Annotated in this window: 16 protein-coding genes; 8 read left to right on the top strand and 8 right to left on the bottom strand. The window is 64.1% G+C overall.

What is annotated here, in order from left to right; all coding sequences use genetic code 11:
• Positions 1-22: 22 nt before the first annotated feature.
• A complete protein-coding gene (locus tag ACFQO4_RS05125) occupies positions 23-523 on the top strand; it encodes a hypothetical protein (protein WP_500259882.1) in 501 nt (166 codons plus the stop codon).
• A 3-nt stretch (positions 524-526) separates the two neighbouring features.
• Here the strand turns inward: ACFQO4_RS05125 and ACFQO4_RS05120 are convergent, their stop codons facing one another.
• The gene (locus ACFQO4_RS05120; RefSeq protein ID WP_500259881.1) at positions 527-820 is read right to left on the bottom strand and encodes an acylphosphatase; all 294 of its coding nucleotides are present in this window, start codon (positions 818-820) and stop codon (positions 527-529) included.
• Positions 821-1147: 327 nt separating this feature from the next.
• On the opposite strand from ACFQO4_RS05120, the gene ACFQO4_RS05115 reads away from it, so the two are divergent.
• Positions 1148-1405: a hypothetical protein gene (locus ACFQO4_RS05115; RefSeq protein WP_500259880.1), complete on the top strand. Its 258-nt coding sequence runs from the start codon at positions 1148-1150 to the stop codon at positions 1403-1405.
• A gap of 119 nt (positions 1406-1524) precedes the next feature.
• Here the strand turns inward: ACFQO4_RS05115 and ACFQO4_RS05110 are convergent, their stop codons facing one another.
• Entirely contained in the window at positions 1525-2484 is a 960-nt protein-coding gene (locus tag ACFQO4_RS05110; RefSeq protein WP_500259879.1) for a phytoene/squalene synthase family protein, read from the bottom strand.
• 136 nt (positions 2485-2620) lie between these two features.
• Here ACFQO4_RS05110 and ACFQO4_RS05105 point away from each other — a divergent pair, with 136 nt between their 5' ends.
• The gene (locus ACFQO4_RS05105) at positions 2621-3616 is read left to right on the top strand and encodes a hypothetical protein (protein WP_500259878.1); all 996 of its coding nucleotides are present in this window, start codon (positions 2621-2623) and stop codon (positions 3614-3616) included.
• Between the two features lie 54 nt (positions 3617-3670).
• Here the strand turns inward: ACFQO4_RS05105 and ACFQO4_RS05100 are convergent, their stop codons facing one another.
• From ACFQO4_RS05100 to tnpA, 3 genes are all read right to left on the bottom strand, one after another.
• Complete coding sequence (locus ACFQO4_RS05100; RefSeq protein ID WP_500259877.1) at positions 3671-4915, bottom strand: ornithine cyclodeaminase, nickel-pincer nucleotide-dependent; 1245 nt, start codon at positions 4913-4915, stop codon at positions 3671-3673.
• An 87-nt stretch (positions 4916-5002) separates the two neighbouring features.
• On the bottom strand, positions 5003-6292 hold the full coding sequence (locus ACFQO4_RS05095; RefSeq protein WP_500259876.1) for an RNA-guided endonuclease InsQ/TnpB family protein: 1290 nt from the start codon (positions 6290-6292) through the stop codon (positions 5003-5005).
• A complete protein-coding gene (tnpA, locus tag ACFQO4_RS05090) occupies positions 6289-6684 on the bottom strand; it encodes an IS200/IS605 family transposase (protein WP_254159641.1) in 396 nt (131 codons plus the stop codon). The genes ACFQO4_RS05095 and tnpA overlap by 4 nt, the downstream gene beginning before the upstream one ends.
• 298 nt (positions 6685-6982) lie before the next feature.
• Here tnpA and ACFQO4_RS05085 point away from each other — a divergent pair, with 298 nt between their 5' ends.
• Together ACFQO4_RS05085 and ACFQO4_RS05080 are read left to right on the top strand one after the other, a co-directional pair.
• Positions 6983-7729, top strand: coding sequence for a hypothetical protein (locus ACFQO4_RS05085; protein ID WP_500259875.1), 747 nt, complete (start codon positions 6983-6985; stop codon positions 7727-7729).
• Positions 7730-7774: 45 nt separating this feature from the next.
• Positions 7775-8386: a translation initiation factor IF-2 subunit beta gene (locus ACFQO4_RS05080; RefSeq protein WP_312911860.1), complete on the top strand. Its 612-nt coding sequence runs from the start codon at positions 7775-7777 to the stop codon at positions 8384-8386.
• A gap of 295 nt (positions 8387-8681) precedes the next feature.
• On the opposite strand, the gene ACFQO4_RS05075 is transcribed toward ACFQO4_RS05080, so the two are convergent.
• Entirely contained in the window at positions 8682-10619 is a 1938-nt protein-coding gene (locus tag ACFQO4_RS05075) for a hypothetical protein (RefSeq protein WP_500259874.1), read from the bottom strand.
• A gap of 139 nt (positions 10620-10758) precedes the next feature.
• Between ACFQO4_RS05075 and ACFQO4_RS05070 the strand changes: the two genes are divergently transcribed.
• Entirely contained in the window at positions 10759-12006 is a 1248-nt protein-coding gene (locus ACFQO4_RS05070; protein ID WP_500259873.1) for a tRNA (N(6)-L-threonylcarbamoyladenosine(37)-C(2))-methylthiotransferase, read from the top strand.
• Positions 12007-12037: 31 nt separating this feature from the next.
• On the opposite strand, the gene ACFQO4_RS05065 is transcribed toward ACFQO4_RS05070, so the two are convergent.
• Both ACFQO4_RS05065 and ACFQO4_RS05060 read right to left on the bottom strand, forming a co-directional pair.
• On the bottom strand, positions 12038-13120 hold the full coding sequence (locus tag ACFQO4_RS05065; protein ID WP_500259872.1) for a class I SAM-dependent methyltransferase: 1083 nt from the start codon (positions 13118-13120) through the stop codon (positions 12038-12040).
• Between the two features lie 14 nt (positions 13121-13134).
• Entirely contained in the window at positions 13135-13308 is a 174-nt protein-coding gene (locus ACFQO4_RS05060) for a DUF1059 domain-containing protein (protein ID WP_500259871.1), read from the bottom strand.
• A 236-nt stretch (positions 13309-13544) separates the two neighbouring features.
• Between ACFQO4_RS05060 and ACFQO4_RS05055 the strand changes: the two genes are divergently transcribed.
• Positions 13545-14516: a winged helix-turn-helix domain-containing protein gene (locus ACFQO4_RS05055; protein WP_500259870.1), complete on the top strand. Its 972-nt coding sequence runs from the start codon at positions 13545-13547 to the stop codon at positions 14514-14516.
• Positions 14517-14613: 97 nt separating this feature from the next.
• Positions 14614-16011: an NAD-dependent succinate-semialdehyde dehydrogenase gene (locus tag ACFQO4_RS05050; RefSeq protein WP_500259869.1), complete on the top strand. Its 1398-nt coding sequence runs from the start codon at positions 14614-14616 to the stop codon at positions 16009-16011.
• Positions 16012-16014: the final 3 nt, after the last annotated feature.

Genomic DNA, 16014 nt, shown 5'->3' with positions numbered 1-16014 from the left:
CTCTCGAGCCCTACCGTCACCCGTGAACGTCTTCTGGCTCGACGAGGACCCGCGCCTGGCGGCTCGCTATCACTGCGACGAGCACGTCAACAAGCTGTTGCTCGAGGCCGCGCAGGTACTGTGCACGGCGGCCAGGGAGAACGGCTACGAGGCGGATTTTCTGTACGCCTCGACGCACGCGAACCACCCGGTCACGCGGTGGGCGACCGAGTCGGAAGCCAACTGGCTGCGCCTCCGCGACCACGCCGCAGCACTCAACACGGAGTTTCGCGAGCGCTACGGGCACGCCGACGATCACGCTAGCTGGACCGTCGTCGACCGAATCGATCCCGACCTGATCGACTTCCCGAGCGCGGAGCCGACCCCGCGACCACAGGCGATGCCCGAGGCGTACAGACGCGACGACCCCGTCGCCGCCTACCGGGCGTACTACGCGGCCGAGAAGGCCCCCTGGGCCACCTGGGCTCACACCGAGCGCCCGCCCTGGCTCGCCGAACTCGAGTCGGGCGACGGGGACGCGTGATCGTCAGTACCGAATATCGAACCCGTTCTCGCCCTGTGGCTCCTCGTACTCGACGTCGACGTCGCTGACGTCGGCCGCCGGACTCCCCTCGTGACACCACTCGACCATCGACTCGACGGCCGCCTCGGGGCCTTCGAAGACCGCCTCGACGCGGCCATCGTCGAGATTTTTGACCCAGCCGTCGACGCCCGCCTCTCGAGCGGTCTCTCGGGTCGTCGCTCGATAGTAGACGCCCTGCACCGTCCCGGAGACGAAGACGTGGGCTCGCGTGCCGTCGTCGGTGCGTTCGTTCGTCATACGCGAGCAGTGGCTCGCGACGAGCAAAAAGGCACTCCCGAAAGGGGCTTGTTGGAAAGGGGGGGGGGGCGAGGGGTGACTCGCGGGACACCCGACGGGCGAACGTCAACGCCCGGGTAGGGTGACCCGCGTACTACAGTGGTCAACGAACAGCTACATGTGGGTTCTTCCAAAATTGTTTGGGTCGCGTGAACACGGGACGAGGGGCCACTGTCTGGAGTCTCCGACTCACCACGGATAGTCGGTCGCCGTCCTCGCCAGCGTGCACGCCGATCCGTCCAGGACGGTTCGACCAACCTATATCTGCGCGTCCGTCGAAATCGACCCATGGGTATCATCGACCGCTTCGAAACCGAGTACCTCGACGTCTCGAGTAGCCGTGCGACCGCGCGCGACATCGTCGAACTCGTGGTCGGGTCGGTGGTCTTCGTCGCGCTCGCCTGGCTGTTCGTCTCCACGTTCGTCGGCGACGCGGCCGCACTGGGCGTCGCGGTGATTCTCGGGATCATCTTCACCATCACGATTCTGTCGCAGGCCTACTGGGGACTCACCGGACGGTCGGATTATCGCGAGGACGACGGCTGACGCCACTACCTGGCAACGACGCCGAACGCCACCCTCAGCGGCGACTGCGAACGTCGTCTTCGGTAACGAGGCCAAACACAGCCTTCAACGACGACCGCTGAGCGCCACCCTCGGCGACGTCACCGGGTCGGAACCCCGTCTTCGGGACGCGGGTCCGGCCCGCCTGCCGTCCCCGTCTCGCGTCCGGGGACGGCCGACACCCGCCGGAAGACGGCTTCCGGGTCGGGGTTCCACTGCCAGTGCCAGCGCGTCTTCAGGACACACCACAGTTTGCGGGCCGTCGACAGTGACAGCTCGGCGTTCAACACGTCGTACCCTCGAGCGCGGATGAGCGCGTGATGTTCGGCGTACAGCACGGCCGCGAGCAAGACCGGAAGCTGACAGTCCTCGGGGAGATACTGGATGCCCGCGACGCCCTCCCGGTACAGCGACTCCGTCCGACGAAGTTCCTCGGCCATCGCCGTCGCGAACGCGTCGGTCATCTCGAGGCGCTCAACCTGCTCTTCGGTGACCCCGTGGACCGCGAGCGTTTCGAGGGGCAGGTAGATGCGGTCGCGCTCGAGGACGTCCTCGCGAACGTCCCGCAGGAAGTTCGTCATCTGGAACGCCTCGCCGAGTTTGATCGCGTAGGGGAGGGCTGCCTCCGGATCGTCGGGGTCCATGATCGCCGTCATCATCACGCCGACGGCGGCCGCCGACCCGCGCATGTACGCCTCGAGGTCGGCGTAGGTGTCGTATCGACTGGTGTGGATGTCGGACTTCATCGCGTCGACGAACGCGTCGACCTCGGCGTCGCTGATCCCGTATCGCTCCCGGAGGTCGCTAAAAGCGATGAGGACCGGATCGTCGGTGGGCTGTTCGCCCAGCGCCTGCGCGCGAAGCGTCTCGAGGCGGGCGGCTTGCCGCTCGGATGGGACGCCCGAGGCGTCGTCGACGACTTCGTCGGCGATCCGGAAGAAGCCGTAGAGGACGTGCGTCGGCTCCCGGACGCGCTGCGGCAGGAAGCGCGTCGCGAGGTAGAACGTCTTCCCGGTTCGTCGCTGGATTTCCTTGCCGGCGTGTACGTGTTCTCGATCCATGTGAATCCCCTCGTCGACCGATTCGACACCGATCCGATACTATCCTGTCCGGCAGAAACGTACAAAAAGGGAATCCCTCACTAGGTTAAGTTTCGCTCGAGAAAGTATTTGGGGGCTGGCCAGTAACGACGACACTGTGACGCGACGCGCCCTCCAGGTCATCTTCGTGGTCGCCCTGATCGCCCTCGCAGGGTGTAACGGTTTCGCCGCCGCCCCGTTCGAGGACTCGAGTCCCGATCGCGAGGCCTACGGCGTCGACGAGTCGCTGGACCCCGACGAAATCGAAACCGAGTCCGACCAGGACGTCCCTCCCGGCATTCCGACCGACGAGTCCGGGTCGGTCGACACGGGAGACCTGGCCAGGGGTCACATGGAGGCGACCCTGCAAAGTACGTATCGACAACACATCCGGAGCGTCGTTACCCTCGATAACGGGACGACGCTGCTCGACAATCGCGCGTCGCTGGCGGCCGACCCCGAAGCGGGTACCTTCCACGCCACGGAGCGCTTCGAAGGCCGATTTCCGACGCAGCACCCACCATCGAGAACTCGCGCCAATGTCCCGGTCGACGGGTTGACGGCGGCCGAACAGTGGATCAACCACTCCGAATCGGAACAGGTCGGCGTGTACGAGTACGAGAACGGGTCGACGCGATACGCCCGGACGGTGGCCGGGTTCGTCGGCTACTACTCCACCCAGCGATCCATGATTCAATCCGTCGAGAACGTTTCAGTGGAGCGACTCGAGGCCGACGGCGATCGCTACTACCGGCTCTCTTCGCAGACGCCCCGGAACAACGACTACCTCGATGACGAACCCTTCGAATTCGAAGCCTACGTGAATAGCGAGGGCGTCATCGTCTACGCCAGTCTCGAGGGAACGATGCCCCTCGAGGATTCGCCGATCGGCCAGCGGTTCGACGAGGGAGAACGCGACGGTCGGACGATCACCGTCCAGCAAGTCGCTACCACGACGGACGTCAACAAGACGGACCTCGAGGAACCCGACTGGGTCGAGACGGCGCGGGAGAAGGCCCCCGAACGGGATGACGGGCCCGACCCCGTCGACACTGAAAGCGAATCGGCAGAACGGGACGGCGACGATTCTTCTGAGAATAGTACTGACGACTAGCTCGAACAGAGCGCCGATCGCACAGCACTGACGACTGACGCTTGCGTGGCGCGTCTACGCCTCGTCCTCGAGCAACTCCTCGGCCAGCATCGGCAGGAACGTCCCGATGTCGGTGACCATCCCGATCGCCTGGGCGCTCCCGCGGTCGAGCAACTGGGTCACGGTTGCGGGGTTGATGTCGACGCAGACGGTCTTCGTCGTCGACGGCAGACAGTTGCCGACGGCCACCGAGTGGAGCAGCGTCGAGAGCATCAGGACGAGGTCGGCCTGCTGGGCCTGCTCGCGGATCGCGTCCTGGGCCTCGATCGAGTCCGTGATCGTGTCCGGGAGCGGCCCGTCGTCCCGGATCGACCCCGCGAGCACGTAGGGGACGTCGTTGGCCACGCACTCGTACATGACGCCGCTGTCGACGATGCCCGCGTCGACGGCCGCCTCGATCCCCCCGGCGCGGCCGATCTCGCTGATCGTGTAGATGTGATGCTTGTGCCCCTTCCGTGGGTGCTCGAGCGTCTCGGTGTCGACGCCGAGGGAGGTCCCGTACAGGTCGCGCTCGAGGTCGTGAACCGCGAACCCGTTGCCCGCGCTCAGCGCGTCGACGTATCCCTCGCGTACGAGGTCTGCGAGGGCCTCCCGCCCGCCTGCGTGGACGATGGCGGGGCCACAGACGACCAGGACGTTGCCGTCGCTCTTGGCCACGTCGCGCATCTCGTCGGCGATCTCCTCGATCAGGGACTTCGAGGGGCGCTCGCTCGAGACGCCGCCCTGCATGAAGCCGAACGCGCTCCCCTTCCCGCGTGGGCGTTCCGGGGGGTCGACGCGAATGCCGGTTTCCCCCGTGACGACGAGGTCGCTCTCCTCGATGGCGTTGAGGACGCGCGTCCGCACTCGCACCTCGTCGGCCTCGTCCTCGGCGCGGGTGACGACCAGCGCACAGTCCATCTCGACGTTCTCGACGGGGATCCACTCACCGTCGACGCGGACCTCGGTCGGGTGGTTCGTCGTCGAGTAGAAGTCGATCGGCACCACCTGGTCGGCGGGCGCCGGTTCGAGCGTCGCGTCGCGCGGATCGGCCACGGTCGCGCCGTTCTGGTTGAGTTCGTGGAGGATCGCCCGGAGGTCGGCCTCGCTTTCGGCGCTGACGGCCATCCGGCAATAGGACTCCGCGTGTTTGTGTCGACCCACTTCGAACGCCTCGACGTCGAACTCGCCACCGAGGTCCATCACGGCCCCGAAACACCGGGCCATCGTCCCGGAGTCGATGATGTGCCCCTCGAGTTCGACGGTACGACTGACGGTCATTGGTCGGTCTTGGTTCCGGGGGACCGTGAATCTGTGTTTGACATCCTCCCCGCGCTTAAGCGCAAGAATTCCACCGTGGGGGTTCGGCTACGCCGATTCCCCGGCGGTAACTTGCGGGTGTGTATGCTCCTCGTTGGGACGGTGAGCGCGTGGTGACGCCGACCATCGGTGGTCGTCCCACTTGAGGCATACGGGCCGTGCCATCGGCCGTGGTACGTTTCCTTCGTGCCGTCGGAGGAACGTCTCCGACGCCGTGAGGTCCGCGTGGCTCTCGAAGCCACACGGACAGGTGAGCGTGTCGTTGTGTCGAGTCGTGTCCTCCGTTGAGCCGCACTGGGGACACGTCTGCGAGGTCCACGCTTCGGGGCGGACTTCGACGACGATGCCGTACTCCTCGGCGGTACACGCCAGCCGGTCGATAAACGCGCGGAACGCCCAGAAGTTGTGCGTCTTCTGGTTCGCCCGCACCGACCAGTGCGTTTCCAGTACGTCGGTGAGGTCGCCGACGTACACGGTGGAAACACCTTCCCCGTACAACCGATCGAAGAGGTCGCGGGCAAGTGCGTCCATGGCGTGGTCGCGTCGTCGCGTCCGTCGGCGGTACAGCCGTCGAATCCGCTTCGACGTGTACCGGCCCTCTTCGCGCTTCACCTTCGATTGGTGGTCCGCGATTCGGCGGGTCGTCTCGCGGAACCGCTCGAACAGGTTGCGCCCCTCGTAAAGATACTGCTGGCCGGTCGTGGTTGTACAGGCGACGATGTTGTTTGCGCCAATATCCAGAGCAGCCGTCTCGTCGGCTAATGGTGAGTCCTGTCGAGAAACATTCGTGGTGACAGGTTGAATGGCCCTGAATTGGCCGCTCAACTCGTCGTAGTACAGTTCCAGCCGGCCTTGGTCGTCCGACCACTTCGGCTTCCCACGAACGCCGAGTGTGAGGCGTTCGCGGTAGCCCATGTCGTACTCATCCTTGAGGTCGCTGCCGACCGTGATTTCGATGGTCGAGCGGTCGCCCCACCGGAGCGTGTACTGGTCGTTGCGAATATACGTCCGCAACTCCCGCCCTTCTTCCTCGTTGCCCCAGTACCCCGGCAGGCCGTTGGCTTCCCCCTTCTCTTTCAGGGCAAAGAACGACCGCCACGCTTCGGTGTTCTTGCGAATCACCTGTTGGGCGGTGGCACTTCCGAGGACACCGACGTACTGTTTGCGGTAGTCCTCGGTATCCCACACCGACTTGTCGATGTCGGGGTCGGTGAAGTTCTGCCGGCGCTGGTAGGTGATTTGGTTCCACAGCGAGGCAGAGGCGTCCAACAGCCTGTGAAGCAGTTCTTCGTCGGCGTCGGAGCGCGGGACGACGGTAAAGGAGTTAACGCGCCTCATGCAGTCCACCTCCCGTCTTGCTTGTCCTTCTGCTCGCGGATGTACTGCTTGACGGCGTCTTTCGAGACGCTGCCGGCAGTCCCGACATAGTACGAGCGCGTCCACTTGATACGGTCGTTGGACCGCTCATTGTACCACCGGGCGGAAATTCCCTTCACCCAGTTGACGATGAGTGACGGGGCGTTCTTCGGCGGACTGCCGATGAAGAGGTGGACGTGGTCAGGCATGATTTCGGCTTCGACCAGTTCGAGGTCTTTGTCGTCGCAGATTTCTTCGAAGATGGAGTGAAGCCGGTCGGCGGCGGCACCCGTGAGACGCTGCTCCCGGTACTTCGGGATGAATACTACGTGGTAGTAAAGGTCATAGACAGCGTGACGGGTGCTCTTCACCATGCATGTATACCATAGTTAGCATGGGCGGTAAGTGCTCCGGTCGAACCCCAGCCCTGCCATCGTTGGTGGACTGTGTGGCCGGAGTGTCCGGCTGACCCCACCCAGAAGGGCAAGGCTTGCACTCGAAAACCATGTCATTCACTTGCTGTGCATGCTAACCCGGATGATTCACTCGCCGTCCACGCAGACCCGATTCCGGGACCTTCCGTCACCGACTCGAACTCGAGCGACCCCTTCCCGCCGCGCTGAAGGCTGTTAGCCGACGACTACCAAAGTCCCGGGAGAGCGAAGGTTGGCCATGGTCTCGGACCGCGAACTGGTCGACAAGTGGCGAACGCACGTGTTTCGACCCGCAGCAGACGAGGTCAGGTCGCTCCTCGAGCGGTTCCCCGACCGCCGGTCGCTTACCGTCCCGTTCGACCGCTGCGGGACCGACTACCGCTTTTCGGCGCCGCTGCTCGAACAACCCGACCGAACCCTCGAGGCCGGACGGGCGGCCCTCGGCGAGTTCGCCGAGGAACTCGGGGCGCGAGAGGGGCGGATTCACCCGGACGATCGGGTCTACCTGCGGGTGACCGGGGCGCCGACGAGCGTTCGCCACTCGCTGTCGGAACTCGGCACGGAGCACCTCAACCGACTCGTGACCGTCGAGGGGACCGTCGCCGACGTGGACGCACCCGGTCCGCGGGTCGCCGTCGCCGGCTTCCGCTGTGACTACTGCGAGGAACTCGTCTCGGTTCGCCAGCCGGGACGATTCCTGCGTCGACCGGGGCGCTGTCGTCACTGCAACGCCAACGGGCCGTTCACGCTCGAGCCGGATCGGGCAACCTGCGTCGACGCCCAGACTATCGCCATCAGCGACGACGATCGGACGCTCGCCGTGGAACTCGAACACGATCTCGTCGACGCCTTCTCGATCGGTGAGGAAATCGAACTCGTCGCCATCCCCAGGGCGCGACTCGACGGCGAGACGACGACCGGCACGCTCGAACTCGAGGCGATGAGCGCCGACAACGAGGGCGAAAACCCGGCGCTAGCGCCCTAACGCGAGAGCAGAACGGATTTACGTCGCGGGCCACTTGGCTCGAGTATGGATTACGAAGCGAGCCTCGAGCGCGCGATGGAGAACGTCCCCGACATCGGCGGGGACGACGACCGACTGCAGATTCCCGACGCCCAGACCCAGAAGGACGGCGCCTTCACCCGGTTTACCAACCTCGGCGAGATCGCGGACGTCCTCTCGCGGGAGACCGACCACTTGCACCGGTTCGTCCAGCGCGAACTCGGGACGAACGGGAAACTGGCCGACGGTCGCGGCCGGTACAACGGCTCGTTCTCCGGCCAGGACTTCGACGCTGCGATCGACGCCTACGTCGAAGAGTACGTCCGCTGTTCGGAGTGTGGCCTGCCCGACACCCGACTCGTCCGCGAGGACCGCACCCCGATGCTCCGGTGTGACGCCTGCGGGGCGTTCCGCCCGGTCACGAAGCGCTCCTCGAGCGCCCAGCAACAGACCCAGCGCGAGGCCGTCGAGGAAGGCCAGACCTACACGGTCGAGATTACGGGAACGGGTCGCAAAGGCGACGGAGTCGCGGAGAAAGGCGAGTACACCATCTTCGTTCCCGGCGCGAGCGAGGGCGACGTCGTCGACATCTACATCAAGAACATCTCGGGCAACCTGGCGTTCGCTCGCATCGACTGACCCTCGAGTCCGCTCGGTTCGGTCAGATGTTACTCTTTGTGATTGGACTCGGGCCTTGTGCCGACAGTACCTGGTGGGAGAGCTTGTTAGCCCGTTAACCGACGTGTGGCAGGCGACTAGCTTGTTCGACGGGGAACTGCGCAGCCGAGACGTCAGTCCACTCGGAAACGTCGTCATCGTCGAAGACGGGGACTCGTTCCTGCCGCGTCTAGTCGGTACCGCTCGCTCCTGTTCGAGAGGCGCGAGGCGGACGTGAACGTTGAACCACCAGCAAAAACGAAAATCGACTCCCTGTTCAGTAGAACCGCCGGTAGGCCACGAACAGCCCACCGACGACAGCGACGCCGGCAACGCCTGCTGCGGCAGCGGCGGTCGTCGAAATTGGGAGCAGCGAGTCGTCGTCCTCACCCTCCTCGAGGAACGAGCGGACCTGGTCTTCGTCGATCGAGGGGAACTCGCGGTCCCACTCGCCGGGCAGGTGGACGTCGGTGTCCTCGCCGACCTGGCGCTGTTCGCGAACTTCGGCCTCGTCGGCGTCCTCGCCGACGAATCCCTCGACGGTGACGTACATCGTCGTCGTCGCGTTCTCGGTCTCGCCGTGGACCGCCGTGACCGTGAGGCCGTCTTCGGTCTCGAAGGGGACGCCCTCGAGTTCGGTCATGTTGCCGAACGCCGCGGCCGTCTCGAACTCGGCTTCCTCCTCGGTGATCGACATCGTCGCCTTCGCCGTCTCGAACTCGGCAGCGCGGAAGTTCTCGATGGCGGCGGTGACTTCCTCGCCGATCATCGGATCCTGTTCTGCCATTTGCTCGTACTCGTCGAGGATGCGCTCGAGCAGAGCGTCGTCTTTGGCAGCGTAGTCGTAGACGATGTTGATGTCGCCGTCGACCGTCTCGGCCTCGAAGGAAAGCGAGGTCTCCGCGATGAACTGCTCGACATCGCGTTCCTCGAGTTCGTCGACGTAGTCGCCCCAGTTCTCGGCGTCAGCCGAGGAACTGAACTCCAGAGTCGTCTCGTTAGGCGCCTCGCTCACGAAGAGGTCGTACTCGGTCGTCTGTACGAGGTCCGCTTCCTTCTGAGCCTCGATCATCTGCCGGGCCTCGTCGAACTGGTCGGCGAGCTCGTCGTCGACGTCGTCGAGGGACTCGGCGATTTCGATGACACCCAGGACGACCTGGTCGTAGTTGTGGATCTCGGTATTCCAGTCGATGACGACCGTCGAGCCGTCCTCCTCGGCGGAGAACTGGATTTCTTCGATGTGCAACTCGGCGAGGCGGTCGGCGATCGCTCGTGCCTCGGTTTCGTCGAGGTCGAGTTCGGGATCGTTCTGGAGTTCCATCGCGATCATGTCGGCAACCTGGTCGCTGATGCCGGTGAAAGTAACCGAATACTCGAGGTCGACCGTCGCCGACTCGCCGCTGTCGTCGTAGCTGTAAGACTCGAGCGTGAGGTCGTACTGCCCGCCGAAGTTCATCGCGACGGACTGGAACTGGCGGTCGAGGGCGGCGCGTGCGTCCTCCTCGGTGGCCCAGTTGTCCTGCTCGTAGTCGCTGAGCGCTCGCGTTTCGCTCACTGAGAGGTCGTACTGGTCGTCGCTCTGGGTAAGCGCCATGTCGATGGTGAAGTCACCCTCTCCAGCGGGGGTCCCACTGTCGACGGTCATCGTCCCCGAGGACTCGAACGTCGTCGCGGTGGTTCTGGTCTGTGCGGAGATGTCGACCGATTCCTCCGTTTCGACGTAGTTACTCTCGTTGATCACCATCGCGAGGTTGGCGTTCGCCGAGTAGGTCGTTCGGGACTGCTCGAGGTTGACGTCGGCACTGAACTCCTCATAGGCGTCGACGTCTCGGAACGTGAGGTCGGCCGCACTCGTGACCGACTCGGGGGACATCCCGAACGAGGCGTCCCCGACCACGCCGAGTTCCTCGCTGACGTTCTCGTCCATCTCGGTGAAGTCGGCGCCGTAGAGGGCGTGCATGAGTCCCGTCTGGGTCTCGATACCGAACGTGCCGGAGACGGCCTCCGCGTCGGGATCGTCGGAGGCCTCCTCGTAGACGAGCACGGCGTCGCCGTTCTCGGAGACGTAAACCTCGTCTGCTTCGTCGGGGTTTGCGTCGAATTCTTCTTGCGTCGACGCACCCGAGGTCTGCGTCGCCGCGATCGCCGTCGCTCCCAGACTCGCGACGAGAAAGAGCGACAGCACCAGTGCACCAATTTGTTTCTTGCGCATCATACCTACTGGTAAGGTGGACACTTCATACGCATAATAGTTTCTGTGTCTGCTTGTTAGCAGATAACAATATTTGCCAGCGAAGACCGACGATGATTCGTCGGGCTTTTGGCCGCTGACGCCCCATTCGCGAGTACCACCCGTGGCCCGCTATCACATCGAGACCTACGGCTGTACGTCCAATCGCGGCGAGAGCCGCGAGATCGAGCGGCGTCTCCGTGATGCGGGCCACTATCGCGTCGACGGCCCCGAGACGGCCGACGTCGCCATCCTCAACACCTGTACCGTCGTCGAGAAGACCGAGCGAAACATGCTCGAGCGAGCCACGGAACTGAGCGAGGAGACCGCCGACCTGTTCGTCACCGGCTGTATGGCCCTCGCCCAGGGCGAGGAGTTCGCCGGCCTCGACGCCCAGGTCCTCCACTGGGACGAGGTTCCGACCGCGGTCACCAACGGCGAGTGCCCGACGACGACGCCCGACGCCGAGCCGATCCTCGACGGCGTTATCGGCATCCTCCCCATCGCGCGCGGCTGTATGTCCGACTGCTCGTACTGCATCACGAAGCAGGCGACGGGCAAAATCGAGTCGCCACCGATCGAGGAGAACGTCGAGAAGGCGCGCGCGCTCGTCCACGCGGGGGCGAAAGAGATCCGGATCACCGGCCAGGACACCGGCGTCTACGGCTGGGACACCGGCGAACGCAAACTGCACGAACTCCTCGAGCGAATCTGCGCCATCGACGGAGACTTTCGCGTGCGCGTCGGGATGGCCAATCCGAAAGGCGTCCACGGCATTCGCGAGGAACTCGCCGACGTCTTCGCGGCGAACGACGAACTCTACGACTTCCTGCACGCGCCCGTGCAGTCGGGCAGCGACGACGTCCTCGGGGACATGCGCCGCCAACACCAGGTCAGCGAGTACCTCGAGGTCGTCGAGACGTTCGAGGAGGCGCTCGGCTACTGGACGCTCTCGACGGACTTCATCGTCGGCTTCCCGACCGAGACCGACCACGATCACGAGCAGTCGATGGCCCTCCTGCGGGAGACTCGGCCCGAGAAGATCAACGTCACCCGGTTCTCGAAGCGACCCGGCACCGACGCCGCCGACATGAAGGGCCTCGGCGGCACGATCAAGAAGGAACGCTCGAAGGCGATGTCCGAACTCAAACTCGAGATCGTCGGCGCCGCCTACGAGGAGATGGTCGGCGACACTCGCGAGGACGTCCTGGTCGTCGAGGAGGGGACGGGCGACTCGGTGAAGTGTCGCGATTCCGCGTACCGACAGCTCATCGTCCGCAACGCCAACGAGCACGGCCTCGAACCCGGGCAGTTCGTCGACCTCGAGGTGACGAGCGCGAACACGGTGTACGCGTTCGCCGAGCCGGTCTGAGTCGTACGCGTAGGCTCACTTTTCGGCAATCCTAGGGCTTCGCTTCGAAGACCAGACTGGTCGGCGTCTCCGCCGCGCGGCGAAAGCGCGTTAATCCACCCTCGGTGACGACGTCGCGAGTCTGCTCCTCACCCGCCTGGGCGCCGAGACCGTAGCCGACGTCCTGACTGAGCGAGTTCGGCGTACAGGCCACCGTCGAGATCGCGTACGCGAGGCGGCCGAACGGCGTGAGGTTATCTTCGACGCGGTCCTCGGCGTAGGGCTCGACGATCATCCACGCACCGTCGTCGGTGAGCGTCTCCCGGACGTGGGCCGCCACGCCGACGGGATCGCCCATGTCGTGGAAGCAGTTGAACATCGTTACGAGGTCGTAGTCCGTTCCGTTGTACTCTCGCGCGGTCGCCACCTCGAAACCGACGCGATCGGCGACGCCCGCGGCTTCCGCCCGCTCGCGTGCGACCGCTATCGAGGCTTCGTGGTAGTCGATGCCGACGACCGTCGAGTCGGGATACGCTTCGGCCATGCGGATCGTCGGTGCGCCGTGGCCACAACCCACGTCGGCGATCCGCCCGCCCGCTTTTAGCGCGGCATCTACCCCGTCGAGCGCCTCGATCCAGTCGAGCAGGTAGGCGCCGTAGGACGGGCCGAAGAAGCGTTCGGTGCCGTGAAATACGTCGTCGTCGTGTTTGTGCCACCCGATGCCCTCGCCCGTTTGAAACGCCTCGCGGAGGTCGGGTTCGATCTTGGCCGCTGAGGCGACTAACTGGAACGCGCCGGGCATGAACACCGGGCTCTCCCTGTTGGCCAACACGTACGCCTGCTCGGGGGAGAGACTATAGCGGTCCGTCTCGGGATCGTAGGTCACGTACCCCCCGGCGGCTTGCGAGCGTAGCCATTCGCGGACGTAGCGTTCTGCCGTATCCGTCTCCGCTGCCACCTCGGCGGACGTGAGCGGCCCACGGTCGTCCAGTACCGTATAGAGGCCGAGTTCGTCGCCGATAATGGCCAGCGCGGCGTGGACTGTCGCGCCGAGATCGACGAGCGACGTCTCCACGAGTTCGTTCAGTTGCTGTTCGTTGATTTGGTCCGCTTCCGCTTGGGTTTCCGTTGTCATTGTCTCATCCGTCACTACACGATTTTCAGGTGATTACTTCGGAGCTCCTCATCCGTGTAGCCCTTCCCGTGGACGTCGCGCATGTGAGCTTTCGCCAATTCGATCGCTTCTTTCTCGTTTTCCGATTGAATAATGAACCGGCAATCGGCTGCTGCCGATTCACAATCCAGCCTGTGGGCTTGCGCCATTTCTGTACCCCCAGATACACCATCGACTGCGATCGGAATAACTGTAATTAGAACGATATTTCTATTGGAATACCGACCGAACGTCGATTCTATAAATAAAACGATGTTTTGCTCCGAACTCGATGCAGCACGGGTACGATCCCCTCGGAAACTCTCGACGCCCTTCGACGACCCCCGAGACGGTGTTATGTGCTAACGTGAGGAAACGTCTTTACCGTCGTTCGCGTGGTTTCTGTATGGACTCCTCAATTCCGAGCGAAACAGCGGGGTCAGCTCAATCCACCGGAGATGAGGCGTTCCACCTCCTCTCGGACGAGACCAGACTGGCAGTATTACAGGTCCTCTGGGACGCACACGATCCTACAGACGAGACGCCATTGCGGTTCGCCGAACTTCGCCAACGCATCGGCGTCGAGGATCCCGGCCGTCTCAACTACCACCTGAACAAGCTCACGGGTTACTTCGTCCGGCGAACCGAAGATGGATACGAACTCAGAGATTCGGGAAAGCGGATCGTCAGAATGCTCCTTTCCGGCACCGCGATCGACGATCCGGAGATCGAACCCGTGGCGGTGGATATCTCGTGTTGGTACTGCGGTGGACAACCCCAGTGGAGCTACCGGGATGGGTGGCGATACCTGGAATGTACCGACTGCGACGCCCGGTGTGTCGATACCTTCCCGCCCGGCGTCATCAGCAAAAACGAGTTCCCACCGTCGGGGTTACGGGATCGCACGCCGAACGAAATCAACGAAGCCGACCGGATCTGGGGCACGCATCGTCGAGCGTCCGTAATGGACGGCGTCTGTCCGGAGTGTGCGAGCGATATGTCCGTCACCGCGGTCGATATTTGCGACGATCATCACCCCGATTGGACCGAGTACCAGTTCTGCGAGGGCTGCGGGTCGCTCTTCTGGATGCTCGTCTCGCACGTCTGCGAGGGGTGTAAATATCGGTGGCGGATGCCGACGTTGTTCTACCCGTCGAGACAGCCGGCGGTGATCGCGTTCTATTACGAGCACGGCATCGAGTTCGACCTCGCCACGTACGAACAGCGCGCGCTCCTCCTCGATTTTGAGGAGGAACTCCTCTCGAAGGATCCGCTTCGTATCGGCATCTCGATTCCGTTAGAGGACGAAGCACTGCAGGTGACGTACGATGAACGGATGGAGGTGGTGGATGTAAATCGGCGGGGCCGAAATCACTGAACCGACGGTTGTCCTTTCGACGGTACATTCGCTGGGTGGGGCTCTATGGTACCTGCGCTGCTAGAACGCCTGACCGTGCAGCAGGAGGGTCACGATAATGGACAGTATCAATCCGGCGACGGGCGAGGTGATTGAAACGTACGACGATCACACTGTGGACGACGTCGATTCCATCCTCGAGGAGTCGGCGGACGCTATGGACGGTTGGGCGGAGGCGCCCATCACCGATCGACAGCAGTTGCTCGAGCGCGCGGCCGAGATCCTGCGCGAGCGCGAGGACGAGTACGCCGAGTTGATCACCCGCGAGATGGGGAAACCGACCTCGGAGTCCCGGGCGGAAGTCGAGAAGTGCGCCTGGGTCTGTGAGTACTACGCCGAACGGGCAGGCGAGTTCCTCGCGGATCGGGTTATCGGGAGCGAACCCCACGCGCGGACGTTCGTCTCATACGAACCGCTCGGAGCTGTGCTCGCGGTGATGCCCTGGAACTTCCCGTTCTGGCAGGTGTTCCGGTTCGCCGCGCCCCACCTCACGGCGGGCAACGTCGGCCTGCTCAAGCACGCCTCGAACGTACCGGGCTGCGCGCTGGCGATCGAGGAGGTCTTCCGGGAGGCGGGCTACCCGGAGGGCGTCTTCTCGACGCTGCTGGTCGACTCCGAGAAGATGGAGGACGTGATCCGGGACGACCGTCTCGACGCAGTGACGCTCACGGGGAGCGAGGGCGCGGGGCGGACCGTCGCCGAGCAGGCGGGAAACGAGTTGAAAAAGCACGTCCTCGAACTCGGCGGGAGCGATCCGTTCGTCGTGTGCGAAGACGCCGACCTCGACGCGGCGGCCGAAACCGGTGTCGCCGCGCGGACGATCAACTCTGGCCAGTCCTGTATCGCGGCAAAGCGGTTCATCGTCGTCGACGCCGTCTTCGAGGACTTCCTCGACCGGTTCGTCCAGGAGATGGAGGCTCTCGAGGTGGGTGACCCGACGGACTCGGACACCCAGGTTGGCCCGCAGGCCCGTGAGGACCTCGTGGAGGACCTCCAAGAGCAGGTCGAAGCGAGCGTCGACGCCGGCGCCGACCTCGCCTGTGGCGGCGACCCGATGGACCGTGAGGGCTGGTACTACCCGCCGACGGTGCTCGCGGAACCGCCCGCGGACAGTCCCGCAGCGACCGAGGAGGTGTTCGGACCGGTCGCGGCGGTCTTCCACGCTGAGGACGAGGCCGACGCGATCGAGATGGCCAACGACATCCACTACGGACTCGGCGCCTCGATATGGACGGCCGACCTCGAGCGCGGCGAGGGACTCGCCCGCGAGATCGACGCCGGCTGCGTGTTCGTCAACGAACTCGTCAAATCCGATCCGCGGGTGCCCTTCGGCGGCGTGAAGGCGTCGGGATACGGCCGGGAACTCGGGAAGGAAGGAATCCACGAGTTCGTCAATCGAAAGACCGTGTGGGTCCAGTCGCCTGGTGACGAAGACGATGTGGTTCCCACGGAGTGAGTC

It is taken from the genome of Saliphagus sp. GCM10025334 (assembly GCF_042663485.1).
In the GTDB taxonomy this organism is placed as follows: domain Archaea; phylum Halobacteriota; class Halobacteria; order Halobacteriales; family Natrialbaceae; genus Natronosalvus.
This window is presented reverse-complemented; position numbering and strand designations above follow the sequence as displayed.